The sequence below is a fragment of the Streptomyces sp. NPDC055078 genome (assembly GCF_053607985.1).
On the sequence record NZ_JBSGUP010000041.1, the window covers coordinates 1 to 26,484 of the forward strand.

Consider the following 26,484-nt stretch of genomic DNA (forward strand, 5'->3'; position numbering starts at 1 on the left):
ACACGGGTGTACTCCAAGCACGGTGGGGGTGGGGCCCCGGTCCGTCCGTTACGGGGGATGCGCGGACGGACCGGGGCGGTCTCAGGGATCGGGCAGGGTGGTCACTCGCTCTGGTGGCAGTCGTGGGTGCAGCGGACCGTCTGTACCGGCCGTTCCGCCGGTCCCTGCCACGGCAGGCGGATATCCCCCGGACCGATGCAGAACTCGCAGGCGTCCAAGCGGCACTCGGGCGTCAGCTCACACGGCTGGGCGGCGGGGGTCGGCGGGGGCGTGGTCATCGCTGGATCCCCTGCGGTGACCGCCAGGTGCACTCGGGGTGCACGTACGACGGCGGCCGGGCGCCCGAGGGCGAGTCCTCCCCGCCGTCGACCTGCACCCCCTCGCCGAGGATGGGCCGGTCACAGCGCACGCAGAACTCCGGCCCGCTCACGGCGTCTCCCGGGGGGTGGTGCGCAGGCCGCGCCTGGTGTGCTCCGCGTACCGGTCGTGCCCGGTGGTACGGGCGTGGGCGAGGGCCCAGGAGGACCGGCCCAGGGTGCCCTCCTCATCTGCCGAGGCTGCTCCGCAGGTGATGCACTCGATCTCGCGCACCGTCCGCACCGCCGGATCCGGGGCGAGGACCAGGCCCCCGGCATCCTCCGGCCGGGGGCAGGGGGGTGAGCAGGTCGCCGGGTAGGGAGGGCCAGATGGGCGCCCGACCCACTGGGTCGTGGGCGTACCCATCACCCATCACCTGGCACGGCCGTGAGGGCGGCAGCGGGTGGGGCAGTGAAACCGACCGGCATCTCGAAGCGCGGCTCGCCGAGCGCCCGGAGAAAGCGCCGTCGTCCGGAGAACTCCGTACGGGCGTGGAGCCAGCGGTGGTTGTCCAGGATGTACGCCTGGCCGGATGAGAGGTCGAGACGCTGCTGTCGAGCGAGCAGCGCGGCCTCCAACTGCTCCAGGTAGGGCTGGACGAGCGGGCTCCAGCGGGCGAGGCCGTCTCGCCTGAGCCGGATGCTCACGCGTCCCCCGGGATGGGGCGTGAAAACACTGGACGGGTGCCCTGCCCCCGTCCCGAAGTACACGGAACGCGGCTTCGAAAGCTTCTCCACGGCTTCGGGGCAGCGCAGGGCGAGGTCGCGCAGCGCCTCACGCCCGTCGATCAGGAGGGACTCGCCTCCGGTCACTGCCTTCCACTCACAGGCCAGGATCATCAGCCGTGGCGGTCGCGGGGTCTGAGCGCGTTCGGTGTGCGCGGCGAGTTCCCCCTGCCCGAGCCCGGCGTACCCAAGGCGGCCGGCGTGCCGCTGCGTGTGCTGAATAGCGGTCAGGCCATCGGGGTCGCTGTCCGGGTGCGGCGACAGATGCATGAGGCGCGTGGCGAGCGCGAGGACATCGCGCCGGGTGAACAGTCCCTCCACGGTCACCAGTCCGTGCGTGCGCAGCCGACGGGCGATCTCGGGCTCAGCCTCCGGGGCGTGGACGTCAACACGATGGGCCGTGAAGAGTGCGTTCTCTATTACGTCGGGCATTCTCGGGCTCCAGCGTCGGCGGCAGGTGATGCCACAGTGGGAGCGGGAGGCCACGGGCGTAAAGCGACGGATTGTCGATACGGACAATTCGGCTACGAGGTTCACGAGGCTGAGGGCGCCTGCTACGTTCCGACCGTCCCGGTCTGCCGTGCAAGACAGAGGTCCCTCATGCCGTACACACCCCCCTTGTGGCCCGTCTCTGTCAAGGCCGTCGCTCTCGATGTCCAAGGCCGGGTCCTGCTGCTCAAGAACGAACGGCAGGAATGGGAACTGCCCGGAGGCCGCCTGGAGATCGGCGATCCGTCTGAAGGCGTCCCGACCGACGAGAGCCCGGAACGCGCCCTGGAGCGCGAACTGCGCGAGGAGACCGGCTGGGAGGTCAAGGCCGGCCCCCTCATCGACGAAGGCGTCTGGATCTACGAGCCGATCCCCGGGCGCCGTGTATTGATCGTGACCTACGGCTGCCACGTCCTGACGCCCGACCGACCCCCCGTACTGAGCCATGAGCACAAGGAGATCGGGCTCTTCACCACCGCCGAGGTGCCGCAGCTGAACATGCCCGGCGGGTACAAGCAGGCGATCGCGGCCTGGACCAGCGGGCGGTAGCCATGGCCGGAGACGGAGCGGAGTTCCGGCAGTCCGCTGATGCTCCACGGCTCTCGGGGCACGCCGAGTGGCACTGGGCTACTCCCCAGGCCCAACTGGTCCTGGCGGCCGGAGACCTGGGCGGGATTCTCCGCTTCTACCGATCCGTTCACCGGCTGAACCAGACGCAGCTCGGCTCCCTGCTCGGCTACGACAAGACGTACATCTCCGCCGTCGAGATCGGAAAGCGTGGCCTCGACGATGTCGGTTCCCGGCGGCGGGTCTGCGAGCAACTCCGCCTCCCGCCACATGTCCTGGGCGTCACCGACCCGGCAGATACCGACCACCGGGCGATGCTCCAGTTCGGCGAGTCCACGATCCGCCTGGCCGAGATCGCCCGCCAGTCCGGCCACGCCTCCGCGGCCGTGGAGGAACTGTGGCCGCTGGCCGCCCGGCTCGAAGCGAGAGTCGCCGACGGACACACCGAGCGCGACGTCCTTCGACTCCTCGCCCAGGCCCGTGTCGGCCTTGGCGTCGCCCTGGGCAACGTCCTTCCGGAGGAGCGACTCAGCACCGCCGCCCACTGGACAGCGAAAAGCATCAAGATCGCCGACTACTTCGGCGACCCGGGCTTCACCTCATACATCCTTCGGATGCACGGCAACGAGCTGCGCAAAGCCGGCCTACGCGGGGCCGCAGTCGATCGACTGCGCCGCGCCGCCGCGATTGCTCCGAACGCCGACGCACGAGCCGCTGTCCTGCCCCTCCTCGGCCGGGCGGCCGGCGCTCTCGGTCACCCTGAACTCTTCGACCAGGTCACCCAGGAATGCCACGAACTCCTGGAGAATGTGCAGCACACCAGCCTCTTCAACCCCTTCGCCCTCAACGAGATCCGGCTCCGGGGACTCGTTGACACCGGCCGCACCCGCGAGGCGATCAAGCTGGTGGACAACAACGTGAGCGTCACCACCACGGTCGCACCGCAGTGGCGCGCCATCGAGATGATCACGGCAGCACATGTGCGCCTTCTCGCCGGAGACCGCAGCGGAGCAGCGGAGTACCTCACGATCGCGACACGCGAAGCCACGGAGCAGCGCCTTCCTCACCAACTGCAACGGATCATGCGGACCGCAGGTGACCGGATGCCGGACCTGCGCACCAGCGCGTCCAACGCCCTGGACATTCTGCGACAGGAGATGGCTGCCTGAGAGGGCGCGCGTCGGCCCGCCCCTCCGGGCGCGGGAGGGTCAGGCGCGGGAACGGGTCATCGAGGCGGAGCGCCCGGTGGCCGACGAGGCGGCGTGACACTGCGTGGTCGTCGCGCCAGTCTGGTGCAGAGATAGTTACACTCTGGACGTAACTATCTCGGCACTTGCGACCCTGGATCGTCACAGGTAGCAACAATCGCGTGATGAATAAAGCACCCCCCCGGATCTGTGCGGGCAGGCGTCGGCCCTCCCGCAGGGAGGTCGGGAGGGACAGGCCGGGGCGCGGGTCCCCCGCCCGGGGGATGGCGGAGGACCCGCTACCACAACCCCAGCATCGCACCGCATCCAGCCACGGAACAGGTATCGGTGTCCGGAAAACACCCCAGTTATCTGGCGGACGCCCACGACATGACGGCCCCCACTTGTGGCGGCGGGAGCAGGTATAGGTGACTGATCCCCTGATCCGGCTGTGCCTCCGGCGCCGCGCCCGTACCGTCCCCACCTATGTGGTCGACACTCATAGCCGTCCTCGGCACCCTCGCCGGAGTAGCACTTGCATCCGGTACCCAGCTCCTGACCGACCGGCGTGCCCGGGACCGACAGCACCATCAGGAGGTCCTCGCAGCCGCCGGTGACCTGCTCCACGCTGTCGTCTCCTACCGAGAGGTCTACTGGCTGCGGGTCGACTCGATCAGGGCCGGAGAGCCTGACCCCACCGATCGGGCCACGGTCTACGGGGCCCGCAGCGCGGTGACCAGGGCCCGGGACCGGCTGGCCCTGGCTACGGCCGACCCGGCCCTGACCGCCGCGGCCGAGGCAGCGGCCTGGTCGGCGATCGATCTGAGCGCGATCCAGCTTGGTGAACCCGCCGATGGACAGTTCTCCGCCGACGTGGAGGCCGCACTGACGACCGGACGGGAACGGTCCCGCGACGCCCACAACGGTCTCCGGGACGCGGTCATGGCATACACAAAGAAGTAACCCCCGCCCGACCCCACGAAGGGGCCGGACGGGGGCTCAGGGCAGCATCGCGTCATTGCTGGGGGCGGCCATCGAGCGCCGACTTGACCGCGTCCTGGATCCTGCGGGTGAGGACGCCGTTCGTGTTCTCCTTGATCTCATCCAGCGCCTGATCCTGCTGGCCGAGACGCGGCATCAGGAACGCCGCGCCGAGCACCGGACCGATCAGCGCCACGTACTCCGCCGTCGCCGCGTCGGCGATCGCCAGCGCGACATAGCCAGCCACGCAGATCGCGAACACGGCGAGCTGGAGTGTCTTGTCCTTCATCGGCTGATCCATCTTTCTCATACGTTCGGGACCTTGAGTCGGTCCCAGCTGGTCTTGCCGGGAATGCCGTCGGCCGCGCTGCCCGAATAGCCGAGCTTGCGCTGCCAGGCCGCGTACGACTGACGGTCCGCTTCCGACCACGCCGGGCCCGGCCCCACCCGGTACCGGCCGCAGCCCTCCCCCACCAGCCGCTTGCCCATCGCCGTGATGACCGGACTGCGCCGCCCCACCGCGAAGAACCCGGCGCCGGGGAAGGGCTCGTACGCCTTGGGCCTGGGCGCGGGCGGCTTCGGCTTAGCGGGTGCCGCGGGCCTGCCTGCCAGCCGGGACTCGACCCGGGCGCGCATCGACCCCATGGTGAAGCCACGGGGGTCCGGCTTGCCCGGCTGCCACTCCAGATGCCCGATGACCGAGCGCGCGGTCCACCCGTGCGCCCGGCAGATCGCCGCCGACGCCTTCTCAATCGCTTCCAGCTGAGCGGCCGGCCACGGATCCTTGCCGTCGCCGAGGTTCTCGCACTCGAAGCCGTAGAAGTGCCGGTTGCCGTCGGTGTTCGCCTCGTTCACGGTCGGGAGCGCCCGTTCCGCGATGACCGCCTGGAGGACGTCGTCGTCGCCCGACCCTGCGTGATTGGTGCGGCCGTAGCCGACCAGGTGCAAGGTGCCGTCCTTGGCGATCACGCCATGGCACAGCGGCCCGGGGAGGGCGCTGTGCCCGTCGCGGCAGATTGCGACGGTCTGCGCGGTGCCCTTGGTGACGGTGTGGTGGATCACAACACCGTGCACCGGGCCCCACGGCCCCTTGTGGTTCCTGTTGCGGGTGCGCCAGTTCCCGACCTCGACCACGGCCAGGCCCTCCGCTCGGAGGACGGCGAGCAACTCGTCGGCCGTGAGCGGGGCGGCCATCAGACCCGCTCCGGCCAGTGCCAAGTTCCGCCCACCAGACCCGATCCGTCCGGCTCGGCGTACGGCACCGCCTGGTCAAAGAAGATCCCTGACGGGTTGAGCACCGCCAACGATGCGATCCATTCGCCTTGGGTTCCGTTGGGGCAGCCGTCCAGCGGTTCCCGAAGAAGGTGCTCGGGGACCTCGGTGATGATGGCCGCGCGGCAGACCGACGGGTAGGTCTGTGATCCGTCTGGGAGGACGGGTGAGCCATGGCTGACGTAGCGGACGATCCGGCCGACGCTCGGCACGGGTGCAGACATGATGCCTCCTGGGCAGCAGAAAGCCCCGGCCGGATGGCGCGGGGCGATGGGAGCGGAGGTGGCGTCAGGTCTCCATGAGGCCCTGGAGCCACAAATTGCCGGTTGCCGCGGCGATGGTGGCCGGGGCCACCGGGGTACTGGACGCACCGGAGTACAAGTAGATACGGCTGAGGGCGAGCCCTGCGGAGACTCCGCACCGCAGACCCGCCGCGGCGTACGTCTCGTCCACGGTCACCTGGAGTGCGACCACGCGAGCGGCGCCGACAGCGTGCTGTACCTCGATGTGATCAGGCTGCGTGGCCACGCTGGTGATCCCGGATGGCCGATGCCCGGTGTCGCTGATCGCTCCCCAGCCCGAGCCGGTGTTCCGGAGCGCCCCACCGATCACGGCCAGGGTGCCGCCTCCTGTCGTGGACAGGAAGTGCGTAGGCATTACACCACCTCGTAAATCGTCACGATCAATGACGAATACACGCCCTGCAAGATCATCTGATTGTTGGGCAGATTCACGGTGAGGCCGAGGGTGTGCGCGCCCGCTGCGGCGAGAATTCCCCGGTAGTTCTGGGACGTGGTTTTCCGGTCGTTGACGGAACCGTTTGTCTGGAAGGTGGCGAACCGGTCCGCGAGTACACCGTCGACTTTCAACCGGCCGGAGCCGAGAGCGTTAGTCCCTGTGCCGACCTGGTCGAAATCCCAGACACATTCAGCCACATAGGTAGCGTTCGGTGCCAGGGTGGTCAGATTAATGACCGCCCCGGGGACGTCGAAATTGCTGACCGGCCCCGTAGTCTGGACGTTTCCGGCGGCCTCGTAGGTGCGGGGCTGAATGCGCTCCGCCTGACCCGCGGTGAGAATCTGTCCGGCGTACAGAGGCACGGATATTCCCCTTTCAGAGTGCGAGGCGCATGGGCTGCGCAAGGGAAAGTGACGTGGCTGCCGAATGCGGTTTCGCAATGCCGTTGACGGAGCGCGCCGAAATGGTGAACGTCTGCGGGGACGACGTGCCCGAGATACCGCCCACGGTCACCCGCTCGCCGCTGATCAGCAGATCGAACGGGAACGCGATCGGCGCCTCTGCGGTGGTGATCCAGCGCGGGCCCGCGGTCGTCGCCACGGACCAGCTCGTAGCCGACGCGGACACCCCGGCCACCAGTTCCGAGCCCTCCGTATCCAGTCGGCCCAGGGCTGGATCGTCCAGCACACCCACGGTGTACGGGCCAGCCGGGGCACAGACGAGCGTCATTTCCCACGCCCGCGGCCGGGGGACGTGGCTGATGTGCTGGACGAGCAGGTCGACGGGGTCGCCGCCGCTGCCGGACTCCGGCGGGAGGTTGATGATGCGGACCCGATCGCCGATCCGCAGGCGCAGGACAGCGGAGATGAGCTGCGGGTGTTTGTGCAGCAGCACGCGGACGGTGGGCCAGCGTGCCTCATCCCACGTGCCCAGATGCGCCAGCCACGCCGCGATCTGCTCGGTCTGGGCGTCAGCGGCGAGCGACAGTGTCACGGACTCGTCGTAGATCCCAACGCCACCCCGCTCGGGCGGCAGAGTGGACAGGGGCCCGGTCTCGACTGGGTGCCGTGCCGTTGCCCCGCCCGCGCGGGTGACGGAGACGTCGTTGCGGGTGGCCTGGTCGTCATCAACGGGCTCCAGCGGCGGCACCACATGCCCGGCCGCATAGTCCAGCGTCAGGGCTACCGGCTGGTTTTCGAGCGTCGCGCGGGCGCGGTAGGCCAGGCCCAGGCGGTCCATGCGCTCGTACAACATGCCGCCGTCGCTCGCCGCGCACTCGGCGACGAGATCCATCAGCGTGGCGGGTCGCTGCGGACCCATCCGCTCAGCGTCCCTGCCACCGGAAATCACCGTGACAGGGACCGTGGGCTCTTCCTGCGTTAGCCGCTGGAGCCGCGCTGTAGCCGTTTCTGCCGTAAATCCGTGATCGGCGAAATTGTAAACGAATGCCGACGACTCCGAGAATACCGAGTAATGTCCGATTGCCATTCCGTCGAGATCCGCACCGAATTGCGTATCAATGCGCCGGACGACTCCCACCGTGCCTGTGTAGGTGTGGGATAGGGAACCCCCCTGTCCGCTCACCGGGGCAACAAGTACTGTGAGCTTGATCTGGCTTCCGACCGTTTCCGCGATCAGCTGGAGTCGATTCCACTGGCCCGCCACGCGCGGACCGAAATTTACATTCAGCAGCAGCGTGGTGGATTCGCCATCCAAACTGGTGCCGGTCACCTGGACATTGTCCGTCTGTACCCGGACGGTAAAACGGGACCATGGCCCGCTACTCGTGTAAATGTCGAGCAGGGTATTCAGCATCCCGGGGGCGGCATTGAGGCGGTACATCATCTCTACATGCCACGCCCCCGTAGCGGTGTACGTGGGGACCGTGGCGCGGACCGTGGCCCCTGCGCTGATACTCGGCAGCGCGGACGACCCGGGCAGGGTGTCGTCAGACTCGTACGTCAGACCGGTGACCACCATCGGGGTCACGCCCGGTACTGGGGACGCGGGTGCGGTCGTGGCCGGGCCGTCCTCCAGAGGCCAGTACGCCACCGGGCCGGAGCGCGGAATCCTGCGGCGCAGCGTCGAGTCAATCGGTTTGCGGCCCTGCCCCAGGCGGCGGAGGATGCCCGCAGCCTGGATCGGCACCCACGCGCTATGCCCGCCCGGCGTCCACCGCTGCGGCCACTCGCTCACCTCACCGTAGAAGAGGAACTCCCTGTTCGTGATCTCTGCTGCGCCGGTCAGCGTCCAGACTTTCCCGGTGCTGTCCGTGAGGCTGCTGGAACCGGGCGGCAGGCTCCTGAAATCCGGAGCGGCCACGACGGTCCCGCCGATGCCGGAGCGAACCTCGGCCCGGTGCACCCGACGGGACATCGCAGGCCATGCCGGCGTCGTCGGCGGCAGCGCGGGCGCGATCGCCAGCGGCGCCGTACCTGCGTGGATGCTGGTGACGCCCGGCCACGACGACTCGCCGAACTGCACCCAGGGCCCGGCGAGTGACGGTGCCCAGTACATCGTGACCGTGTAGCCGCTGGACCCGTTGTTGGCGTCCAGCGTTGCCCGTACCGCGGCACGCTCCGGCAGCCCCGGGAGAGTCCAGAACGTGTTGTACGTGCCGACGTCGGTGCCCGTGGTGGAGTGCAGCAGGTAGAGCCTGCCGCTCTGGATGAACAGCAGATACGACTGCGCGCTGGGTGCCTGCCATTTCCCGATCAGGAGCTGCGGAACAGGCGACACCCATTGCGGTGTGGCCTCCACACGGATATCCAAATCCCCTGTGATGTCGAGACTCGCGTGATCCGGGGTGGCGGCCCCGGCCGTGCCGACTCCATCCATGCTGAGGTACGACTCAGGGCCCGGCACGGTGATCCGCAGCGGGGCGTTCCGGCCCAGCCGCCCGTAATACGGAGACATCGGATTGCGCGGGCTGTAGATGCCGCCCTGGTTGTCGAGCTGGAGCGAGCAGGACGCGGGGTCAGGCTGAGAGCCGCGGCTCGTCGTGCCGTGCGCAATGCTGATCGGCTCCCGCGTATACACGTGGCCGGTGACGTCGACCCGCTGACCCGAGATCTCCAGCTCAGCCCGCAAATCGAGCGGATCCTCCGGGAACGGCATCGCGCTACCTCCGTCCTGCGACGACGAGTTGCACGTCGCCGCCGCCCTTCTGCACGCTGTGCCGCAGGGAGTCGATGATCAGGTCGTCCCAGCGGCTGCCGCCCGAGCGGATCTCCAGCACGATCCGCCCCCCGCCCGGACCACGGCCCGCAGCGTCGGGAGCACCCCCGGTACCGCCAGGCAGCGCCACCGCTCCGGCGTCCACCAGAGACGACATCGACCGGTCCACAGCAGTCCGGCCCCCATCGATACCGGCGACGAGGCCCTGCGGGATGTACCGGCCGAGCAGCTCCATCACCCGCGACGGCGACCGGATCCCCAATGCCTTGCGGATCGCCGCAGACATGCCCTTGGCGATGGCGAGCATCTGCCGCTCGATCGCCGACTGCTGGCTCTGGAGCCCCTTCACCAGGCCCTGAGCAGCCTGGATCCCGGCCCCGTACATCGCGTTCCCGGCGACGCTGCCAGCCTGCCCAGCGGCAGTCACCAGAGCGCCCTGCGTCGCGTTGATCTGCTTGATCTGCGCGCCGGACGCGTTCGCCAGAGCCGCCGCCGCCCCCGCCCCCTGCTCTACTCCGGCCTGCGCGATCTGCGCGAGCAGATCGGCGCGCACCCCCTTCTTCCGAAGCTGGGCGAGCTGCTGTGCGAACTGCCGCGCCTGGCCGAGTCGGCTGGTGAGGTTGGCGAGGATGCGGTCGGCTGTCACCGGGCCGTCGCCCTGACCGGAGGTGATGTTCGCCGAATCCAGAACTCCCTTGGCGACGTCGGCCGCGAGCTTGTTCCGGGCGGAGATCTGGCCGGCGAGCGACTTGGAGGCGGCCTTCAGCCGTCCCGCCAGGCGCTCGTCCTGAGCAGCGAGGCCGAGCAGCCGCTTGGAGTCCTTGCCTACGCGCCCCATGGCCTTCGACTCGCGTCGGCCGGACAGGCTGTCCCGCACAATGTCCGCCAGCTTCTGCGAGGCAGCTCGGACCTGCTTGGTGGACCCGGTCATACCCTCCACGAGGCCGCGGGCTACCCACCGGCCCTGCGCCATCGTGACCCGCGACGGCGATTTGATTCCCAACGCCCTTGCGATAGGCCCCGGGATTTTGTCAGCAACCCAGGAGCCAAGTTTCTTGGCGATCCAGGGACCCATTTCCTTGATGCCTTCCCACAGGCCGGAAATGAGATCCTTACCCTTTTCCCACAGCAGTTTGCCCAGATCGCCGATCGCTTTGGTGAGCCTTCCGGGAAGCTTCCGCGCGAATTCGACCAGCTCATGGGCTTTCTTGCCGACACTGGTTTTGATCTGGTCCCAGTGCTTGATGAAAAAGGCAACGATTTTCCACCCGATGAAAAAATTGGAGATGAAAGAGCCGATGTCTTTGATTTTCTGCCAGACCCAATCCCAGGTCCGAGCCGTGAAATCCTTGATCTTGTCCCAATTCAGGACGATAATTGCGACCAGGCCGATGATTGCAGCGATGATCCAGCCGACCGGACCCATAGCCAGCACCCACGCCGCAGCCATACGCGCGCCCTGGAGCATGGCCTGAGCGCCCATCAGGAGCCATGTCCCGACCACCCGCGCCCCGGCGGCGACCTGCGTACCGGCGCTGCTCAGTGCTGCCGCGCCGGACGACACCCATGCAATCACCACACGCGCCGCTGCAACGGTGGCGTTCACGCCCATCAGGATCAGAACGGGCACCAGCGCCCCGCCGATCACAGCGGCCAAAATTTGGAGTGTTCCCGAATTCCGCTGAGCCCACCCACCGAAAGAGGCCAGCGCCGGAATCACCTGAGTCCCGAGGACGTTCACGAAAGCCTGCTGAAGGCCACGCTGGAACGCCTCCACCTTGTGGCCGGCGTTATCCCGAAGGGTTGTTCCCGCCTTGTCCGCCGCCCCTGCCGTCTGCCCGAGAGCTGATACGGCTTTGCTCGGGTCGATGGCGAAAAGGGCCTTCTGCATGTCCTCCGACTTGGTGCCGAAGAGCGTGAGCGCGAGAGCGGACCGGTCGGCCGGATCTTTTACTTGGCGCAGGCCGTCGAAGATCTGGTCCAGCGCGGTCTTCGCCGCAGGCCCGCCCTTGGAGAACGCGGCCTGCATCGACGAGCCGGACAAGCCGATCTTCTTGAACGCCTTGTCGACTTCCTCGCCGCCGCCCTGAGTGATCAGGGTCAGTTCCTTGAGCGAGTCCGCGACCACATCCGTGTCCCGGGCACCGGCGGCCAAGCCTTGCGCCATGATCCCGGTGGTCTGGCCGACGTCCAGGCCCAGTTGGCGGAAGATCGTCGAATACTCGTTGAAGGTGTCGGCGATGTCGTCGGCCCTGGGGCCCATCACGGTGAGGCCGCGGGTGATGACGTCCAGCGCGGTCTGGGCGTTGGTCGCCAGACCGGTCTTCATCGTCTGCCCGACCGCGTTCGCAGTCTGGCCCAGGTCCAGTTCGAAGGTGCTCGCCAGGTCCGAGACCTTCGTGGCGATGCTCTCGATCTGTGCGTTCGTCGCGTTCGCCGGCAGCAGCCCGGAGCGCATCGTCGCCGAGATCGCGTCAGCCGCACCCTGGAAGTCGACGGTGATCGCGTCGGCGTAGAGCTTCCCGGCGATCTTCCCGTACCGCTGAGCCTCCGCCGGCGTCTTCCCCAACTGCGCGCCGAGCCTGCCCGTGGTCTGGGACTGCTCCAGCGACTGCTGCATCCCCACCATCAGGGCCGCACCCGCCGCGACCCCCGCCGCGGCAGCCACCATCTGGAGCCGCGACATCTCCCCCTCGGCGGCGTTGACCGCGTCGGCCGCGCCGTCCTCGGTCCCGCTACGGAGTCCATCCCCCGCTGCGTCACCCGCAGCAGCTCCCAGCGCCCGGCCCGCGGACACGAAACGCCCGCGCGCGTCGCGGATCCGACCATCAGCACCGCGAACCAGACCCTCGCCGAGCGCGTCCCCCGCGGCCTGCCCTGCCTGCTCGGCGTCGGCCGCCATACGCTGCCCAGAGGCGTTCAACGCACCCTCTGCCCGCCGCAGGGCAGGGTCGACCTGTGCGTCATCGAGCTGGATGAATCCGACCAACTCGCCGACGCTCAGGCTCATCTCCGCCTACCCCCTCTTGGCTTGGGTTTGTCGGGGGGTGCGAAGTGCCGGGAGAGCCGGGTATCCGCCGAGAACAGACCGAGAACGCGGACCTTGAACCAGCGCCAGGACCGGCGGCGCAGCAGGTGATCATCGGCGATGTCGACGCCGTACACCTCGTGGAGGTCGGCCTCGATCAGCAGCCACTGCTCAAGAATTTGCGCCCAAGTCAGCCGCGGCGACGCCTTCGACGGGGCGGTGAGTCCGCCCTCGTACCATTCGTGGAGCCCCGTGATCGGGTCGACGTCGCCGTGCCCGACTCCGAGGAGCCGGGCCTCTGCTGCTGACGGCGAGCTGCCCGATTCGGGGCCATCCGAGAAGGGTCGCCACCGGAGACCCAGTACTGCTGGGCGGTCTGCTTGTCCTGGGTGATCCAGAACATGCAGGTCAACGAGCAGTGCTTGAACCGACTCCAGCTCACCTCGGCGAGGAGCTGGTCGTACGCCGAGCCCAGGCACGCGCGATAGAGGTCGATCTCCTCGTCGTCGTCCAGGACCTGAGCGTCCGGAGCCGTGCCGCCAGCGGCCAGTCGCGCGGCGAGGGACATGACCTTCTCGACGCGGATGCCGTCCTCCGCCGACGGCTCCGGGATGCGGTAGATCCGCTCCACACCGTCCCGCCCCGTGACGGGCAACTCCAGGCCCTCGTCGAGCGCATCGGTCAGAGCCTCAAAACGCGCCGCCATCAGGGGGTCACCGGGTTCGCGATCGAGGTCAGCGGCCCGGTCCCGGTGAGCGTCAGCTCCGTCTGGTCGAGCGCGGTCGGCTCACCCCCGGACGGCTCCCAGGCCGGGATGGCCCGGCCCTCGTATGCTTCCGGCGCCCCAGTGCGATCCAGGAAGCGGACGTGGATCTTGTTGTTCTCTCCGTACGCGAAGAACGCTTGCCGTACGGCTTCGTGGACGGGGTGGAAGACGGTGCTGTCGGCGCTCTTCTTGCGGTTGAAGGTGATCGTCACCTCCCATGCCTGGCCGGTCTTCTCGTTCTCCGCCCACCCGTCCGTGTCGTACGTCGTGCTCTCTTCGATGTTCGGCTCGGCCGTCCACTGGAACTCCGTGATCGCCGGGAAAGTCTGCCAGTCCGGCACCGAAACGGTGCCCATGTTGACCTGGAAGCGCCACCGGCGTGCGAGAGCGGTCTCGGGCGTAGGTGTGGACATCACGGTCCTCCTATTCGTGCAGGTGAGGGGTGTTCCGCGAAGTGCGGAAGTAGAAATTCGAGGTCAGCTCCATGCGCCCGAGGGCGTCCTGACCGATCCACGCCTGCGACTGCCGCCACGACAGCGACACGAAGACGCTGCTGCGGAGCCAGTACTCCTCCCGCTCGTGGAGCAGGTCGCGGAGGCGGTCCGCGAGGGCGTCGACGTGCTGCGGATCGGGGCCGGCACGGAGCCGGGCCTGGACGCCAGTCACGGCGTTGGTGAGGGAGTCCTCGACGGTGTACGCGTTGAGCGCGATCACCCGCTCGGGCTCGGCAGGCATCCGACCGAGGACGATCGCCGTTTCCCCGGGCTGGTACGGGGTGGTGGGCCGGTAGATGCCGAGGGCCTCGCCGGTCATCAGCTCGGCGAGGCCCACCACCAGGTTGACGGTGTACGTCATCGCATCGCCCGCCTCAGTTCGGCAGCGACGATCGCCCGCACTTGCGCACGCGCCGCCATCAGCGGTTGTTCCAGATATTTGGCCTGGCGGCCGGGTGCGTGCCGGTAGTCCAGGCGCTCGTGCTGGCGGACGGCGTACGGGGTGTTGTACGAGATCGCGGCCCGTAGCGCCGTCTCGTCGACGGCCAGCGTCCCTGAGCGCGCCAGGGCGGCCTCGTCGAGCGGGACCACCGCCACGGACTCGCCGAGGACGTATTCCCCGGCGAGGAACAGCCCGCGGGCAGCAGCCGTACGGAGTTCGCGCGCTACCGCCTCGCGACGGAAGCGGAGGACGTAGCGCGGCACCAGCCACCACCCCCTACTGCATTTGGATCTCCACGTGGTCAGGGGTACCGAGGCCCTTGGCGCTCCGGTCCTTCGCGGCAATGACCGTGGTCCGCCGTCCGTTCGGGAGCGTCGCCTGGGACAGGCTCGGAGCAACCGTGCCGACCCCGCAGTACGCCGTCGCCGTCGACGTCACGAGGTCTCCGGACGGGCTGCGGACCATGCGGGTCTGCTCATCGAGCAGGCACCGCACTGCGCCGGGCGGCCCGTATACCGAGCCGGTGCCGGACTCGCCGGCGTACGGCTCGATCGTGATCTCATGCACCAGGTATCGCTGCGGTAGGCGCCCCATCAGCGCTGCCCGGAAGTGACGACCATGCGGAACTTGTCCTCAGGCAGACCACCGAGGTATCTGGCGATCTTCGGCGCGTAGTACGACGGCCCGGACCGATTGTCACCAGCGCCGTACTGGATGTTCACCGACCCGATCGACACGCCCTGAAGGGGACCCGAGACGTCGTTCTCCTCGCCGACCTCGCCCCAGAACTCGACCTGCGCGCACACGCAGTTCGCGAACGCGGCGGCGACCTCTGGGTCCGTCGGCAACCCAACAAGGTCGACCTCGTACACCGCAGGCAGCAGGATGTCCGAGTCGAGCAGCTCGGACGCCCGGAGCAGCAGCCGCGCGGCGTTCACCGGGGGTGCCGTCCCGAGGTAGTTCGCGAGCTGGGTGGTCGTTGCGTACACCCGCCCGGGAGGCACCGCCCCCGGTACCGGGCCGACCGGGACGACCTCATGCCGTACGCCCGCCCCGGTGCCGGTGATGGTCCACGTCAGCCGCCAGACCCCCGCCACCGAGTACGTGACCGGGGCCGTCCAGGTCCCGCCGTCCACAGGGTTGACCACAGGTGTGGATACCGCCCCGGACGGCGAGGTCACGGCCAGGGCGACGGCGGTGGTGCCGTCGTACGGCTCGACCGTGATGCTGGCCGTGGAGACGTCGCCTGCGTAGGGCACGAGAGCCTCCCTCCGCTCGGTCAGGCGCTGGAACCGACGATGAAGATGTCGTACGTGACGCTCGTCCCGGCACCGCTGTTGGCGACCTTCAGCAGATCTGCGGTGCCCGCAGTGACTGCGTACCCCGTGGCATCGGCCGCCCCCGCCATCGCCCCGACCACAGCGCCGGGGCGGAGCGTGACCGCACCGGTCGCCCCCAGCAGCGGAGCCCAGGGATTCGCCGCAGCGCCCCCGACGACGACGTTGTTCACGTTCGCGTCGGCCGCCGCGACGAACAAGCCCTTCACTCGGGCCCAGGTGATCACAGCCCCAAAGGCGTCAGCGAGAACGCCCGCCAGGTCCAGGTCTTCCGTCCCGCTCGCGGCGAGCGTCCGGCGGTCCGCCCACACCCGGTCAGCCTTCCCAGCCCCGGTGCCTGACCCGAGGGTGACGCCCCGCCGGAGACTGGCCGGCGCCTTCGCAGTCCCGAGGTCCAGCGCACTGGACAGCTCGGCGAAGGCCGCGATCGACAGCGTGCTTGTAAGAGACATCAGTCCCCCCGTCAGTTCGCGATGACGAGCGGCACGTGCCGCTTGAGGGCAGGTGTGGCGATCGTGGCAGGGGCGGTCGAGCCGATCCCCGAGCCTGACGTCTGCGCCAGATTCCCCTCACCGGTCAGGAACGGCCTCGCCCCCAGCGTTCCCACCAGCGTCGGTACCGTCGACGCCGCGATCGCCAGAGCCGCGTAGTAGACGCCGCTCTTGGTGACCCGGACAGGGGTGGCCAGCGCAAACGTCTTCGACGTGTCCGCTGCCCACGCTTCGCTCGCCTTGTCGGCGGACTGCGCGAGCAGCGCGCCAGCGCCGGAGTAGAGGGCAGCGATCTGGTTCGTCAGCGTGGCGCCCGCCGTGCCTGCGCTGATGAACGTCAGGTTGCTGACGGTATCGCCGTCCTGGAGGTAAAGGGCGACGGTGCATAGGACACCGGTCGCCGCTGCCGGGACATCGTCCAGGCCCACGCGCGGCAGGTTCGTACGGTGGAAGACCGTTTCCGGGTCCGGTCGGCCGGCGGAGTTGAGCCAACCGAACTCGTTGCGCGGGTTCCCCTTGAATGCACCGAGGAGCGTCACTGCCCGGTACCTCCCGTCTGGTTGTCTCCGGCTGGGGCGGCAGGTGTCTTCGCCGCCAGGGTCTCCTCGCGCTTGCTGGTGATGCCAACGCGCGGCTTCTTCGCGGCGGCCTCCGCGTCCAGGACGCGGGTCGCCTCGTTGAGATCAGCCTCATCCAGGTACGCCAGGACGGTCTCGACGCCGTGCTTGGCAGGGTCGAAAGGCTCGGTCTCGACCGCGCCGCGCTGCGCCGGGACGCCGGTCACCAGCTCCAGAACGGCCTCTTCCTCGGTCTTCTCGTCGGCCGGGGCGACGCCGTAGCCGTGGCGGCGGAAGTACTCCAGCGCCGCGCGGCCCGCCTTCGTGGAGTCGTCGACGTAGCCGGTGCCCTTCTGGAAGTACACGCCCACGGACTCGCCCGTGAAGCTCCGTACCGGGGCCTCGATCTTGTACTTGGTCGTCACGCTGATCACCTGACCTTGACGTTGCGGATCACACCGCAGCTCTTGGTGTTGCGGAGGACTGCGGCGACCGGGCCCATTTCGACCTCGCCGGACTTGACCGCGCCAGGCTGGATGAAATCGGGCAGGAAGGTCTCGACGAGCGGGGTGCCGGCCATCGCGGCGCCGTGGAAGGCGTCGAGGCCAAGGCTGACGCCGTAGATGTCGGTGAGGCCGGTGATGACGCCGCCCCCGCCGCCGCCGTCGGTGTCCGCGGAGCGGATCGGAATGATCGGGCCGGAGTCGTCGGCACGGTCGCCGAGGTCGACCAGGACCCAGTTGCCGTACCGCTCGATGAGCTGGCCGAGGTTGTTCTTTTCCTCGGTGAACTGGCTCGCGCGGCGAGCGAGGGACTTGATGCGGGCGATGCTCTTGGTGTTGCCGAGGATCGCCTTCACACCGGCCGGGATGGAGCCGTCGGCGTTGGTGTCGCCCGATCCGGTCTGTGAGCCCACGATTCGGGCGAGGAAGTCGTCGAACGCGTCGAAGGCGCTCATGGCGAGGTCCTCGGTGTTCACCGTCTGTGGCGACCAGTCGAGGTAGCCGGTGGTGACGCCCTCGGTGAGCGGCACGTACTCGGTGGACTGGCCGACCAGCGCCTTGTCGAGACCGTCGAATCCAGCGTCGTCGACGGCAGTGTCGCCGTTGATCAGTTCCTGCTGGAACCGGGTGCGCACCGAGGTGAGCTTCTGGCTCATCTGGAACATGATCTCGTTGGTCGCCGCCGGGCCGAGACGCGCGAGCTTGCGGTCCACCGTGAAGCTGCCGCCCAGCGGGTGCAGTTCCACGGTCTTCCGCTCACGGGCCGCCTGCGAGGGGACGTACTCCTCGTTGAAGCGGCGGAACGCGGCCTTCGACGGGGCGAGGAGCCGGGTGTAGCCGTAAGTGAGGGAGCCGCCGCCCGTGCCTGGGGTGACGGTGTCGTCCCAGACGAAGTTGTTCAGCAGCCAGCTGTTCCGGCGAAGGTTGTCGATGACGGCGAAGTCGATGTCCGCCTGGGTGTTGAGCTGCGCCTGAGCGAGCGTCACGGGCATTGAGTTCTCCCTGATGATCAGGTCTGGTAGTGGTTCTGGATCGCTCCTGCGAGTGATCCGCTGCGCTTCGCGGCGCGCTCGCCAGTGCCGCCGGAGAAGTCCCCGCCGGACTGGCCGACGCCCTGCGTCGCGTACTCGGGGTGCGCCTCCAGCTCGACCTTGATGGCCTCGTCGAGGTTTGCGCCGAAGGTCTTGTCCGCCGGGTTGAGATCCTTGATCCGGTCGCGGAAGCTGAGGCTGTTGAGGAGCGCCGCAGGCCGGGCACCCTGACTGCTGGCACGGTCGCGCACGGTGTCGCGGACCTTCAGCTCGCGCAGCTCCGCGTCGCGCTTGGAGATCTCCGCCTGGGCTTCCTGGGCTGCGGCCGTGCGGCCCGCCTTCTCCGCTGCGGCGACGGCCTTCTCCTGCTCAGACATCTGGTCGGCCTTGAGCTTTTCCAGCTCACCGGCAGCGTCCGAGTTGGTCTTGGCGCGCTTCTCCCACTCGCGTGAGTGGCCCATGGCCTCGCGGTACTTGGCTTCCCAGTCGGTGCCGCCTCCCGCGCCGGATCCGGCCTTGCCGGTCTCCTTCCCGGGCTGCTGACCGCCCTGGCCTTCCGGCTCTCCGCCGGAATCGCCGCCACCCTGGCCACTGTCACCGCCGGATTCACCGGTGCCGGACTGCCCGCCGGATCCGGATCCGCCGCCGTCCCCTGCGCCGCCATCCGCGTAGAGGACCGGCGAGAAAGGGGAGTGACCGTACGGGTGGAGCCAACCGCTGTGGTTCGCGAGGTGGGGAAGAGTCCTCTTGGGCATGCGTGTTCTCCCGTTTCGGGTTGCCCGGCTGCCGTGCGGCGGCCGGAAGTCTCTGTGTCAGCGCACCGCGCGGCGTGCCGGACGCGTCGGCCGATCGGCCGTAGCTGGCCGGGCGGCCTGGTCGATCTGCTCGCGGTGGCCCTTACGCGGCAGCCCGGTATCGGCCACCAACTCGCGAATCCGCCCCTGGTAGCCCCGCACCCGCGCGTTCGCGCGCGCCCGCTTGTCGTCGTCCATGGCAGCGGCAGCGCTCCGCTTCCAGGCCCGCACCTGCCGCTCGTAGTAGCGCTGCTTCTGCGACTGCTCGTACGTCGCACGGGACGGCGGCTTAGGCCGCGGCCTCGTCACCCCGGGCAAATAGATCGAGACACGGTGTCGGCAATTGGGGTGGAGCAACCCGGCCGCCCGTGCCTCTGGCAGCGAGCCAGCTACTCGGACCCGGACCATTCGGCCGTCCTCGGTTGCGTGTTCCAGCTCGACCGTGTCGGTGCCGGAGGGGCCGTCACGTCGCAGCACCCTTCCCTCCCAGGGGCGGCAGCGCTCGCACTCCTCCGGAGAATCCGAGACGATGACCAGCTCGATCCCCGCGGCGGCCAAGCGGTCCGTGTGGGCTTCCACGGCCGCGCGCCCGACAGCGCTCCGCGTGGCCATCTCCACGTAGCTGGTCAGGTTCCAGGCGCGGCCTGCTCGGTCGACGAAGCCGGTGACGCCGCGGATCGCGAACTGCGCGAGTGCCCGACCGGCAGCCTCCCGCCGAGTCGTCCCGCCCAGCAGCGGGGCAGCCGACGCCTGGGCGATCACCTGCCGGTAGACGTCCAACCCTGAGCGGAGGATCCGCAGGTGCGTCCCTCCTGTCTCTTGGACGAGAGCTGCTGCGAGACGGTCCACGGCCGCCGCGGTGGGGAGGGCTTCAGCGGCGGCCAGCGCGGGACCGGTCGCGACCGCGCCCAGTTCGACGATCGCGGCCTGCTGACCGCGGTCGTACGCCTCGGCCACGGCCTGGTGGATGGCGCCCGTGGCGTCAACCTGTAGGGCCGTGATGATCTCCTGGATTGCTGCCTGGAGGTTGCCGAGCGCACCCAGCTTCAGCTCCACCCAGTGCGGGGATTCGAGCCCTTCGGCCAGGGCCTGCGTGATCTTCTCGATCAGAGCGAGTTCGGCCTGCTCATAGAGCCGCGCGACGGCGGTTGCGAGGTCCTCGGCCATGTCGGGGCTGACCGGCATCGGGCACCCCCGCTACTCCTCGGCATCGGTCTCGTTCTCGTCGCGGCCTTGCTCCTCTGGCTCCTGGCCGTTGCCGTCGTCGGTGTCCTCACCGAAGACGGGCCGGTCCGCGCCCAGGTTCAGGGGGTCTTCGACCAGGCTTCCGCGCTGCCTAAGGACGCGGGTGACTTCGGCCTGCTGGTCCCGGGCGTCCCAGTCCGGATGCAGCAACGCGACGAGGGTCTCGACGGACGCCGCCTCGGCCTGTGCCATCAGGGCTGCGGTCTCCGCCAGGGTCTTGATGTCCTCCTGGATGGAGTCCTGGAAGATGACGTCAGGACGCTCGACCTCGACGCCCTTGATGCCGGGGAACATCCCCGACGCTTCCAGCATGAGGACCGTCTCCGCGCTGCCGGCGATGCCGACGGCCGATGCCTCCGCCTTCCGGCTGCGGGTGGACATCGATCGGGCCGTGCGTGCCTTGATCTCCGTTGCGGTGACGGCCGAGCCGGAGGAGTCGTCCCCGAAGGTGTTCCCCGAGTAGCCAGCGTTCCGGATCACCCGCTGCATGAAATCCCCTGCGGACGACAGGTGCTCCTGCCAGCGGATCACGAACTGGTTCAGCGTGATCTGCTGGTCCGCAGTTGGCGGCACGTTCATCTGAGCGTAGACCTCGCGGTCCTCCCAGGTTGCGCCGCCGCCGGGCCCGTTATTCAGCAGGTAGCCCTGGGGGACGATGATCCGCGAGCGGGCGAGGCGGATGTCCCGCATCAGGCTCGTGTAGATCTCGTCGATCGACGAGAGGAAGCCTTCCGCACCCTGGTAGTCCGACGCCCCGAGGCCAGCAGCGCCGGGCAGATCCCGCCAGTCGGCCGCCACCATGGTGTTCGGGATGTACTCGGCGGCGAGCTTCTTCCCGATCGGCAGCACACGGTGCGGCTGGAGCCGCTCCGTCTGTCGGAACGCCTTCAGGTCGATCTTCTTGCCGAGGATCCGGTCGGTGCCTTCATAGACGCCGTGGAAGACGACGCCTGGCTCGTGGCGCTCCAGGTGCCGGATCACCGCCTGGCCATCGACGGCGAGGACCGTCCAGAAGGTGACGGCCATCAACTTGTCGCCGTACGCGAACTCCGGTGCGGCCCCGTCGGCGTCGACCCGGCTGACCCACGGGCGGTCGCTAACGCGGTCGTCCCAGACGACGCGCAGGTACGAGCCTCCCAGGGCCGCGGCGGTCTCGCCGGCACCGATGAGCGTGCGTTTCATGCCCGCGTCCATCAGCGTCTCCAAGCGCTTCTGAGTCTCCTTGTTCGTTGCCTTAAGGACGGGCGGCTCGGAGTAGAGCAGATCGGCGGAGGTCCGGGCGATGTCCTTCGCGAGCGGCATGTGCAGGTGCGTGCGACGCTCACCCAAGGGGGTCGGCTCACCCCAGAACCAGCGCGACACTTTGCCGACCAAGCCCCCGCGGTACTGGCTGGGACGGTTGGCTGGTGGGCCGAAGCGAGCGTTGTCCCGATGCCGGTTGAGGTACCGGTACGACAGGCGCTCGGGGTTGGCCGCGAACCACGCGCCCCAGTCCTCCATGTCGCTCATGACCGCCGGGTCGATTGGCGGCCAGGGCATGGACGTCTCAGGGAGCGGCACCGGGGACCTCCTTCATGCGGCAACTTCCAGGTTGGCTCGGACGAGGTGCCGCCACTCATGGGCGATGGAGTGCAGGCCGTACCGGAGGGCGTCCACCGAGTGGTCATCCACCTTCAGCGGAGCGTCCTTGCCAGCCTTCGCGGCCTTCTCGTCCCAGGCGTACGACGGCAACTCGGTGAGGAGAGCGGTGCAGGAGCGATGGACGTACAGGAGGTTGGACCCGAGGGCAACGGACACCGAGCGGATACCGTCCTTCACCTCGTTGTTTGCCTTCGCCACGCCTGGGACGCCGTCCGACCAGAGCTGTGTCATGAACGACGCTGCCGACGGGTCCACGAAGATCCACTGTGGTTGGACACCGACCTGCCCGCGGTGGCGGAACTCTGCCAGCCACTTCCGAACCGCAACGCTGTACTGGGCATCCGTCATCTGGCGACGCTCCGCCCGGGAGTCGTGCCGGTACTCGGAGGCGACGTACAGCCGGTCGTTCGTCCCCACACCAATCAGGACCGCGGCGAAGGGGTTGATTGTGCCGTAGTCCAGCCCAACACACATCCAGTGCCGGACATCTGGGACGACGTCGACGACGTGTCGGGTCTCGTCGAACATGTCGTAGACGACGCCCTCGGCCAAGCACCATTCGCCAAGGACGAAGCGCCGGTAGAAGAGCCCCTGGTACTCCAGCTTGAGGTTGGCGACGTAGTCCGACGGCAGGTACGGGTTGTCGTCCAGGGAGAACGAGAACCGGTGGAGGTTAAGGGCCTTCGGGTCTGTCGACTCCACCACCGTGCCGTCCCGGCGAAGATGCAACCGGGCGCGGTCCAGGAACTTCTTCTTCAGCCAATGGTTCGGGCCCTCGGGGTTCGTGGTCCCGAACCATTTCGCTCCGTCGACGCTGAGGCGGGTGCCGAGCATTGCGAAGAACGACTCGGGGAAGGTGGTGACCTCGTCGCAGTAGGCCCCGGCGAGGGTCATGCCCTTGATTTTGTCGGCGGCCCGCTCGTCGTTGGCTCCGGCGACGTAGATCGTGCGGCCGAAGATGACGACCTCGCCGGCCCCGGCCTTGTACTTGCACCGCGTCACGCCGACCATTTCGACGATCGGGTCGATGATGTTGCGCTTCAGGGTGCGCTCGGTCTTGCCCACCATGAGGAGGGCGCCCGGCGGACCAGTGCGGATGTACTTCAGCCAGACCAGGATCGAGGACACAGTCTTCGAGGACCGGACGGCACCTTCCCAGAGGTTGCCGCGGGCTGTCGCCAGGTTGGTGGCGCGCAGTTGCTTGCCAACGAGGGGAGAGACCATCGGGACCCCCTCAGCTGCCGCCCATCATCCCCTTCAGCCAGGCGTCGACGGCGGCCAGGCCCTCGACGTCGTTCTCCGGCGGGGCGAGCTTGAGCGACCGGTCGACCAGGACGCCCAGGGTGGTGGAGAGGGAGCGCTTCACGTCGGCCGGGGCCTCGTCGAAGCTGTGGTCGTTGAAGGTGTTCTCCTTGCCACCGAACGCGTACACGGTGGTTCGCTCCCACATCTGGGCCCGGACACGCATGGCGTCGTGAGTGAGGTCGAGGGCGAGCTGGGCGCGCAGCGCGGCGAGGTCAGCCTGGCGGACCTCGGTGGCGACCCGGGTCTCGGTCGCCCGATCGAAGGTCAGCCCGAGACTGGAAGCGATGTCACTGATCGTCTTGCCGGAGCGGCGCAGCGCGCGGGCGATCTCATTCCGGCCCTTTCCCTCCGCGTGCAGGCGCGCGACCGCCTCACGGTCGGCGTCGGTGACCGGGCGCGGCTTCGCCATCGGTCACCTCCGGAAATGCGGTGGCCCGGCCGCCGGAGCACGGAACGACCGGGCCAGATCAGGGAAGGTGGTTACACCTTGCAGAAGCCGGACTCTTTGAGCGCGGCGTTGATCGCCTTGCCCTGAGCTTCGGTGGTGGTGACGTCCTTGTACGTGAACCGCTGACTCGCGAGCCAGTCCAGCCGGTTGCCGCCGCCGTTGATCGATGAGCACTGATTCCGCGCGGCGTCGATCGCCTTGTCCTCGTAGCGGACGGCGTCGGGCGCGACCGAATCGATGCTGGCGAGGAGGTCGGCTCGCTTCTGGCCGGTCGGCTTCTCCGGGAAGCCTGCGGCTGCGCGAACCTTGGCCTTCTGCTCGGGCGTCAGTTCATCGGCCGTGGCGGTGGGAGCGGCGGGCTTGTCGACGCCAGCGGGCTTGTCTGGCTCGGGCTCGGTGCCGCAGGCGGTAAGCGCGAGAAGCGCTATCGAGGCGAAGAGGGTGGTGGTGCGGGTGCGCATGGTCCCCCCAGGACGTAGCGGATGAGAGGGCCCATCATCGGGCACGCACGCACAGCCAGGGGCAGAAACGCCGAAGGCCCACCCAGGGGGCGAGCCTCTGTGTCCGGGCACGCCGGACTTGGGACAAGGATGCGTGAGTGATCGCGAAAGCGCAAGGCTCGAAGATGATCACGGCCGCCATTCGGGGTGGTCGGCGTACGGTAGAGCCAGGGCGCGGAGGATCGGACACTCGTTGATGTCGGCTGTGATCGGTTCGTCCATCATGTCGAGGCCGCAGCCGACGCATCGGCGGTCGTCCTCCGGTGCTTCGCCCTCGCGGAGGCCGAGCGCGGCCATCTTGGGCGACACGACTGCGGGGATGTTGTGGAGGCGGAGGATCCGCCGCTTGGCGTCGACCTCTCGCAGGGTGCGGGCGGGGTCGTGGCGGGCGATGTGCTGGCCGACTCCGTCGGTGTCGGCGTTCTCGGGGGTGACGGCCACCACGCCGTCGTCGCAGTAGTCCACGACGACGTACCGGTCGTATGCGGCCTGAGGAGGGCACGCGGTCCAGGTGTCCGACTGCTCGTCCCACATCGCCGCACGGGCGCCCGTCTCGTCTTCGTCGAGCCGTGCGCGGAGGAAGGTCACCAGGTCGGTCATGCAGTCCATGCTGTCACCCGCCCTCGATCACCCTCAATGTTCGGTTTCCGCCCCCTCTGGCTCTGGTGGGCTGTCATCCTCCGCCCTATGAAACGTGTACGTGGGGTGGGGGCCGCGGCGGCCGGGGTGGCTGTCGTGGTGGTGCTGGCGGGGTGCTCGGGCGGGGATGGCGAGCCGAAGTCGGAGACGGAGCAGTCTGCGGATGCGGTGTGGACGGACGAGGATCAGTGGGGGGATACCAATCCTCCGCCGTCCTCTGATCCGCTGGAGGAACTGGCGGAAGAGTCTGCCGACCCGGTGTACGCGTCGGGCCCGGAGGGGGACTTCGACAAGATGGCCGATGAGAAAGGCTGGGTAGTGGACAGCTCCCTCTATGCATCGGCCTCTGAGTACGTGGATGACATCTGCACGTCGATGACGAGCCAGTCCGAGGTCGGTACGGAGCCGGGCGAGTGGCTGGCCACCCGCACCGAGCCAGACAGCGCCGTGATCCTGAAGGCCGGGATGCCGAAGCTGTGTCCGAAATGGTCGAAGGTCGCGCTGGCGGCCCTGAACGGCGACTACGTGCGGACCTACAGCGGCGGCACGTACATCGTGAAGCGGAAGCCCAAGGATCCAGACCCGTCGTCGGACGAGCCGCAGGAGATCGCCCCGGGTACGTACCGGACGAAGGGTGACCTTGAGGACTGCTACTGGGAGCGGACAACGAGGTCGGGTGAGATCATCGACAACAACTTTGCGACGTCGGCGCAGGTCATCACTGTGACGATCCGCGCCAGCGACGGCCAGTTCACGTCCGAGGGATGCGGTACCTGGAAGCCCGTGAAGTAGACCGGGCAGCACTGCGCCCCGACCGGTTGCCGGTCGGGGCGCGGGCCCGAGTAGCGCAGCAGCTAGCGGCGCGAATGGGATACCGCCACGGTACGCGGCAGCGCTGACAGCGGGCGGCTGCTCGCCGGTCAGGGGGCCAGGATGATGGCAGTGGCGTCGTCGCGGCGGCCGGAGGGGCGTGCCTGGGCGGCGGTGACGAGGGCGGTGGCGAGGGTGTCCGGGTCGTCGTGGTGGTCGCGCACCAGCTGCACCATGACCTCGGGGTCGACCTGGTCGTCGACGCCGTCGGACATGAGGATCAGCAGCTCCCCGGCGGGCGCTGCGGACAGGGCCACCGAGGTCGGCGTCGCTTTGGCCAGCGAGGTGCGGACCCAGTTGTCGTGCTCGGGTGCGAGGTCTACGTCTTGGTTCCAGCGGAGGAATTCACCCATCGTGTGGCGGTCGGTCCGCGGGCTCAGCGTCTCGCCGTCCCAGCTGTAGGCGCGGCAGTCACCCACGAAGGCGAGGATCGTCTCCTCCCCGGGCTCAGTGATGGCGAGGATGGCGACGCCGTCAGGCTCCGGCTCCTCCCCGCCGCCCGGGTCCGCGACGAGCATTCCGGCGGCGAGGAGGCCGGCGAGCGCGCCGCGCTGGGCACCGATACGTATTGCGGTCTCGGCGAGGAGCTGGCCGACGGTCGGGACGCTGTCGGCGTGGCCGATCATGTCGACGATGCAGGCGGCGGTCGTCCCGCTGGCGCTGGTGAACACGGCTGTGGCGTCGGCGTTGTTGTCGTCGGTGCCCTGGCGGGTCGCGGTGGTGATCTGCATGGCGGTCATCGTCCCGTCTGTGTGCGTGCGGGGGTGGGCTTTTGCTCGGGTTTGTAGTGGCCGCCCCGGCTCGCCTGATACGTCGTCTCGTGCTTCGGATCGGGCTTCGTGCCCGGGGCCATGGGCATGGTTTTGCGGAGTGCCACGATGGCGGTCCTGTCTCCTGGTT

General features: G+C 68.6%; 33 protein-coding genes. 4 read left to right on the top strand and 29 right to left on the bottom strand.

The window, feature by feature from the left end; translation table 11 throughout:
* Positions 1-101 precede the first annotated feature (101 nt).
* From ACWF94_RS06105 to ACWF94_RS06120, 4 genes are read right to left on the bottom strand one after another with little or no spacing between them, the layout of a single operon-like run.
* Entirely contained in the window at positions 102-278 is a 177-nt protein-coding gene (locus tag ACWF94_RS06105) for a hypothetical protein (protein WP_453485141.1), read from the bottom strand.
* Positions 275-430, bottom strand: a complete 156-nt coding sequence (locus ACWF94_RS06110; RefSeq protein WP_453485143.1) for a hypothetical protein — start codon at positions 428-430, stop codon at positions 275-277. The genes ACWF94_RS06105 and ACWF94_RS06110 overlap by 4 nt, the downstream gene beginning before the upstream one ends.
* Entirely contained in the window at positions 427-723 is a 297-nt protein-coding gene (locus ACWF94_RS06115) for a DUF7848 domain-containing protein (protein WP_453485145.1), read from the bottom strand. Before ACWF94_RS06115 ends, ACWF94_RS06110 begins: the two co-directional genes overlap by 4 nt.
* Entirely contained in the window at positions 723-1,514 is a 792-nt protein-coding gene (locus tag ACWF94_RS06120; RefSeq protein WP_453485147.1) for a TauD/TfdA family dioxygenase, read from the bottom strand. The genes ACWF94_RS06115 and ACWF94_RS06120 overlap by 1 nt, the downstream gene beginning before the upstream one ends.
* A 186-nt stretch (positions 1,515-1,700) precedes the next feature.
* Between ACWF94_RS06120 and ACWF94_RS06125 the strand changes: the two genes are divergently transcribed.
* The 3 genes from ACWF94_RS06125 to ACWF94_RS06135 all read left to right on the top strand — a co-directional run bounded on the left by ACWF94_RS06125 (position 1,701) and on the right by ACWF94_RS06135 (position 4,288).
* Positions 1,701-2,120, top strand: a complete 420-nt coding sequence (locus ACWF94_RS06125) for an NUDIX hydrolase (protein WP_453485149.1) — start codon at positions 1,701-1,703, stop codon at positions 2,118-2,120.
* 2 nt (positions 2,121-2,122) lie between these two features.
* Entirely contained in the window at positions 2,123-3,307 is a 1,185-nt protein-coding gene (locus tag ACWF94_RS06130) for a hypothetical protein (protein ID WP_453485150.1), read from the top strand.
* A 504-nt stretch (positions 3,308-3,811) separates the two neighbouring features.
* Positions 3,812-4,288, top strand: a complete 477-nt coding sequence (locus tag ACWF94_RS06135; RefSeq protein WP_453485152.1) for a hypothetical protein — start codon at positions 3,812-3,814, stop codon at positions 4,286-4,288.
* Positions 4,289-4,340: 52 nt separating this feature from the next.
* Here the strand turns inward: ACWF94_RS06135 and ACWF94_RS06140 are convergent, their stop codons facing one another.
* From ACWF94_RS06140 to ACWF94_RS06255, 24 genes are all read right to left on the bottom strand, one after another.
* A complete protein-coding gene (locus tag ACWF94_RS06140) occupies positions 4,341-4,616 on the bottom strand; it encodes a hypothetical protein (RefSeq protein ID WP_453485154.1) in 276 nt (91 codons plus the stop codon).
* Positions 4,613-5,500: a peptidoglycan-binding protein gene (locus ACWF94_RS06145; RefSeq protein WP_453485155.1), complete on the bottom strand. Its 888-nt coding sequence runs from the start codon at positions 5,498-5,500 to the stop codon at positions 4,613-4,615. The genes ACWF94_RS06140 and ACWF94_RS06145 overlap by 4 nt, the downstream gene beginning before the upstream one ends.
* Positions 5,500-5,802 (bottom strand): hypothetical protein, encoded by a 303-nt coding sequence (locus tag ACWF94_RS06150; RefSeq protein ID WP_453485157.1) that lies wholly within the window; start codon positions 5,800-5,802, stop codon positions 5,500-5,502. Before ACWF94_RS06150 ends, ACWF94_RS06145 begins: the two co-directional genes overlap by 1 nt.
* A 64-nt stretch (positions 5,803-5,866) precedes the next feature.
* Complete coding sequence (locus ACWF94_RS06155) at positions 5,867-6,235, bottom strand: hypothetical protein (protein WP_453485158.1); 369 nt, start codon at positions 6,233-6,235, stop codon at positions 5,867-5,869.
* A complete protein-coding gene (locus ACWF94_RS06160; protein ID WP_453485160.1) occupies positions 6,235-6,678 on the bottom strand; it encodes a hypothetical protein in 444 nt (147 codons plus the stop codon). Before ACWF94_RS06160 ends, ACWF94_RS06155 begins: the two co-directional genes overlap by 1 nt.
* Positions 6,679-6,691: 13 nt before the next feature.
* Entirely contained in the window at positions 6,692-9,433 is a 2,742-nt protein-coding gene (locus tag ACWF94_RS06165) for a hypothetical protein (RefSeq protein ID WP_453485161.1), read from the bottom strand.
* A gap of 4 nt (positions 9,434-9,437) precedes the next feature.
* Positions 9,438-12,503 (bottom strand): phage tail tape measure protein, encoded by a 3,066-nt coding sequence (locus tag ACWF94_RS06170; RefSeq protein ID WP_453485163.1) that lies wholly within the window; start codon positions 12,501-12,503, stop codon positions 9,438-9,440.
* A gap of 208 nt (positions 12,504-12,711) precedes the next feature.
* Positions 12,712-13,227: a DUF7426 family protein gene (locus ACWF94_RS06175; RefSeq protein ID WP_453485165.1), complete on the bottom strand. Its 516-nt coding sequence runs from the start codon at positions 13,225-13,227 to the stop codon at positions 12,712-12,714.
* A complete protein-coding gene (locus tag ACWF94_RS06180; RefSeq protein WP_453485167.1) occupies positions 13,227-13,700 on the bottom strand; it encodes a phage tail tube protein in 474 nt (157 codons plus the stop codon). The genes ACWF94_RS06175 and ACWF94_RS06180 overlap by 1 nt, the downstream gene beginning before the upstream one ends.
* Before the next feature lie 10 nt (positions 13,701-13,710).
* Positions 13,711-14,142: a minor capsid protein gene (locus tag ACWF94_RS06185; protein WP_453485169.1), complete on the bottom strand. Its 432-nt coding sequence runs from the start codon at positions 14,140-14,142 to the stop codon at positions 13,711-13,713.
* On the bottom strand, positions 14,139-14,486 hold the full coding sequence (locus ACWF94_RS06190) for a hypothetical protein (RefSeq protein ID WP_453485171.1): 348 nt from the start codon (positions 14,484-14,486) through the stop codon (positions 14,139-14,141). The genes ACWF94_RS06185 and ACWF94_RS06190 overlap by 4 nt, the downstream gene beginning before the upstream one ends.
* A gap of 13 nt (positions 14,487-14,499) precedes the next feature.
* Entirely contained in the window at positions 14,500-14,790 is a 291-nt protein-coding gene (locus tag ACWF94_RS06195) for a hypothetical protein (protein ID WP_453485173.1), read from the bottom strand.
* A 26-nt stretch (positions 14,791-14,816) separates the two neighbouring features.
* Positions 14,817-15,482, bottom strand: a complete 666-nt coding sequence (locus ACWF94_RS06200; RefSeq protein WP_453485175.1) for a hypothetical protein — start codon at positions 15,480-15,482, stop codon at positions 14,817-14,819.
* 20 nt (positions 15,483-15,502) lie between these two features.
* Entirely contained in the window at positions 15,503-16,012 is a 510-nt protein-coding gene (locus ACWF94_RS06205) for a hypothetical protein (RefSeq protein WP_453485177.1), read from the bottom strand.
* Positions 16,013-16,023: 11 nt separating this feature from the next.
* Positions 16,024-16,590, bottom strand: coding sequence for a hypothetical protein (locus ACWF94_RS06210; protein ID WP_453485179.1), 567 nt, complete (start codon positions 16,588-16,590; stop codon positions 16,024-16,026).
* Positions 16,587-17,033 (bottom strand): hypothetical protein, encoded by a 447-nt coding sequence (locus tag ACWF94_RS06215; RefSeq protein WP_453485181.1) that lies wholly within the window; start codon positions 17,031-17,033, stop codon positions 16,587-16,589. Before ACWF94_RS06215 ends, ACWF94_RS06210 begins: the two co-directional genes overlap by 4 nt.
* A 5-nt stretch (positions 17,034-17,038) precedes the next feature.
* Positions 17,039-18,103 carry a major capsid protein gene (locus tag ACWF94_RS06220; RefSeq protein WP_453485182.1) on the bottom strand — a complete coding sequence of 355 codons (1,065 nt, stop codon included), beginning with the start codon at positions 18,101-18,103 and terminating at the stop codon, positions 17,039-17,041.
* 17 nt (positions 18,104-18,120) lie between these two features.
* Positions 18,121-18,897 carry a hypothetical protein gene (locus tag ACWF94_RS06225; RefSeq protein WP_453485183.1) on the bottom strand — a complete coding sequence of 259 codons (777 nt, stop codon included), beginning with the start codon at positions 18,895-18,897 and terminating at the stop codon, positions 18,121-18,123.
* A 57-nt stretch (positions 18,898-18,954) separates the two neighbouring features.
* Positions 18,955-20,121 carry a phage minor capsid protein gene (locus ACWF94_RS06230; protein ID WP_453485185.1) on the bottom strand — a complete coding sequence of 389 codons (1,167 nt, stop codon included), beginning with the start codon at positions 20,119-20,121 and terminating at the stop codon, positions 18,955-18,957.
* 12 nt (positions 20,122-20,133) lie between these two features.
* Positions 20,134-21,741 (bottom strand): phage portal protein, encoded by a 1,608-nt coding sequence (locus tag ACWF94_RS06235; RefSeq protein ID WP_453485187.1) that lies wholly within the window; start codon positions 21,739-21,741, stop codon positions 20,134-20,136.
* Positions 21,742-21,753: 12 nt separating this feature from the next.
* The gene (locus tag ACWF94_RS06240; RefSeq protein WP_453485189.1) at positions 21,754-23,046 is read right to left on the bottom strand and encodes a PBSX family phage terminase large subunit; all 1,293 of its coding nucleotides are present in this window, start codon (positions 23,044-23,046) and stop codon (positions 21,754-21,756) included.
* A gap of 10 nt (positions 23,047-23,056) precedes the next feature.
* Entirely contained in the window at positions 23,057-23,536 is a 480-nt protein-coding gene (locus ACWF94_RS06245) for a helix-turn-helix domain-containing protein (protein ID WP_453485191.1), read from the bottom strand.
* A gap of 71 nt (positions 23,537-23,607) precedes the next feature.
* Positions 23,608-24,036 (bottom strand): hypothetical protein, encoded by a 429-nt coding sequence (locus ACWF94_RS06250; RefSeq protein WP_453485193.1) that lies wholly within the window; start codon positions 24,034-24,036, stop codon positions 23,608-23,610.
* Between the two features lie 168 nt (positions 24,037-24,204).
* The gene (locus tag ACWF94_RS06255; protein ID WP_453485195.1) at positions 24,205-24,675 is read right to left on the bottom strand and encodes a DUF6221 family protein; all 471 of its coding nucleotides are present in this window, start codon (positions 24,673-24,675) and stop codon (positions 24,205-24,207) included.
* Between the two features lie 87 nt (positions 24,676-24,762).
* Between ACWF94_RS06255 and ACWF94_RS06260 the strand changes: the two genes are divergently transcribed.
* On the top strand, positions 24,763-25,506 hold the full coding sequence (locus ACWF94_RS06260; RefSeq protein ID WP_453485196.1) for a hypothetical protein: 744 nt from the start codon (positions 24,763-24,765) through the stop codon (positions 25,504-25,506).
* A 128-nt stretch (positions 25,507-25,634) separates the two neighbouring features.
* Here ACWF94_RS06260 and ACWF94_RS06265 read toward each other — a convergent pair whose 3' ends face one another.
* Positions 25,635-26,324: a PP2C family serine/threonine-protein phosphatase gene (locus tag ACWF94_RS06265; protein WP_453485198.1), complete on the bottom strand. Its 690-nt coding sequence runs from the start codon at positions 26,322-26,324 to the stop codon at positions 25,635-25,637.
* Between the last annotated feature and the right edge of the window lie 160 nt (positions 26,325-26,484).

Excerpts from the sequence above, each read along its gene's own strand:
- ACWF94_RS06150 (WP_453485157.1), bottom strand. The coding sequence starts at position 5,802 with ATGTCTGCACCCGTGCCGAGCGTCGGCCGGATCGTCCGCTACGTCAGC.
- ACWF94_RS06245 (WP_453485191.1), bottom strand. The coding sequence starts at position 23,536 with ATGGCGAAGCCGCGCCCGGTCACCGACGCCGACCGTGAGGCGGTCGCG.
- ACWF94_RS06130 (WP_453485150.1), top strand. The coding sequence starts at position 2,123 with ATGGCCGGAGACGGAGCGGAGTTCCGGCAGTCCGCTGATGCTCCACGG.
- ACWF94_RS06120 (WP_453485147.1), bottom strand. The coding sequence starts at position 1,514 with ATGCCCGACGTAATAGAGAACGCACTCTTCACGGCCCATCGTGTTGAC.
- ACWF94_RS06145 (WP_453485155.1), bottom strand. The coding sequence starts at position 5,500 with ATGGCCGCCCCGCTCACGGCCGACGAGTTGCTCGCCGTCCTCCGAGCG.
- ACWF94_RS06250 (WP_453485193.1), bottom strand. The coding sequence starts at position 24,036 with ATGCGCACCCGCACCACCACCCTCTTCGCCTCGATAGCGCTTCTCGCG.
- ACWF94_RS06155 (WP_453485158.1), bottom strand. The coding sequence starts at position 6,235 with ATGCCTACGCACTTCCTGTCCACGACAGGAGGCGGCACCCTGGCCGTG.
- ACWF94_RS06240 (WP_453485189.1), bottom strand. The coding sequence starts at position 23,046 with ATGGTCTCTCCCCTCGTTGGCAAGCAACTGCGCGCCACCAACCTGGCG.
- ACWF94_RS06105 (WP_453485141.1), bottom strand. The coding sequence starts at position 278 with ATGACCACGCCCCCGCCGACCCCCGCCGCCCAGCCGTGTGAGCTGACG.
- ACWF94_RS06230 (WP_453485185.1), bottom strand. The coding sequence starts at position 20,121 with ATGCCGGTCAGCCCCGACATGGCCGAGGACCTCGCAACCGCCGTCGCG.
- ACWF94_RS06260 (WP_453485196.1), top strand. The coding sequence starts at position 24,763 with ATGAAACGTGTACGTGGGGTGGGGGCCGCGGCGGCCGGGGTGGCTGTC.
- ACWF94_RS06140 (WP_453485154.1), bottom strand. The coding sequence starts at position 4,616 with ATGAGAAAGATGGATCAGCCGATGAAGGACAAGACACTCCAGCTCGCC.
- ACWF94_RS06180 (WP_453485167.1), bottom strand. The coding sequence starts at position 13,700 with ATGTCCACACCTACGCCCGAGACCGCTCTCGCACGCCGGTGGCGCTTC.
- ACWF94_RS06175 (WP_453485165.1), bottom strand. The coding sequence starts at position 13,227 with ATGGCGGCGCGTTTTGAGGCTCTGACCGATGCGCTCGACGAGGGCCTG.
- ACWF94_RS06115 (WP_453485145.1), bottom strand. The coding sequence starts at position 723 with ATGGGTACGCCCACGACCCAGTGGGTCGGGCGCCCATCTGGCCCTCCC.
- ACWF94_RS06135 (WP_453485152.1), top strand. The coding sequence starts at position 3,812 with ATGTGGTCGACACTCATAGCCGTCCTCGGCACCCTCGCCGGAGTAGCA.
- ACWF94_RS06220 (WP_453485182.1), bottom strand. The coding sequence starts at position 18,103 with ATGCCCGTGACGCTCGCTCAGGCGCAGCTCAACACCCAGGCGGACATC.
- ACWF94_RS06185 (WP_453485169.1), bottom strand. The coding sequence starts at position 14,142 with ATGACGTACACCGTCAACCTGGTGGTGGGCCTCGCCGAGCTGATGACC.
- ACWF94_RS06225 (WP_453485183.1), bottom strand. The coding sequence starts at position 18,897 with ATGCCCAAGAGGACTCTTCCCCACCTCGCGAACCACAGCGGTTGGCTC.
- ACWF94_RS06165 (WP_453485161.1), bottom strand. The coding sequence starts at position 9,433 with ATGCCGTTCCCGGAGGATCCGCTCGATTTGCGGGCTGAGCTGGAGATC.
- ACWF94_RS06255 (WP_453485195.1), bottom strand. The coding sequence starts at position 24,675 with ATGACCGACCTGGTGACCTTCCTCCGCGCACGGCTCGACGAAGACGAG.
- ACWF94_RS06265 (WP_453485198.1), bottom strand. The coding sequence starts at position 26,324 with ATGACCGCCATGCAGATCACCACCGCGACCCGCCAGGGCACCGACGAC.
- ACWF94_RS06205 (WP_453485177.1), bottom strand. The coding sequence starts at position 16,012 with ATGTCTCTTACAAGCACGCTGTCGATCGCGGCCTTCGCCGAGCTGTCC.
- ACWF94_RS06170 (WP_453485163.1), bottom strand. The coding sequence starts at position 12,503 with ATGAGCCTGAGCGTCGGCGAGTTGGTCGGATTCATCCAGCTCGATGAC.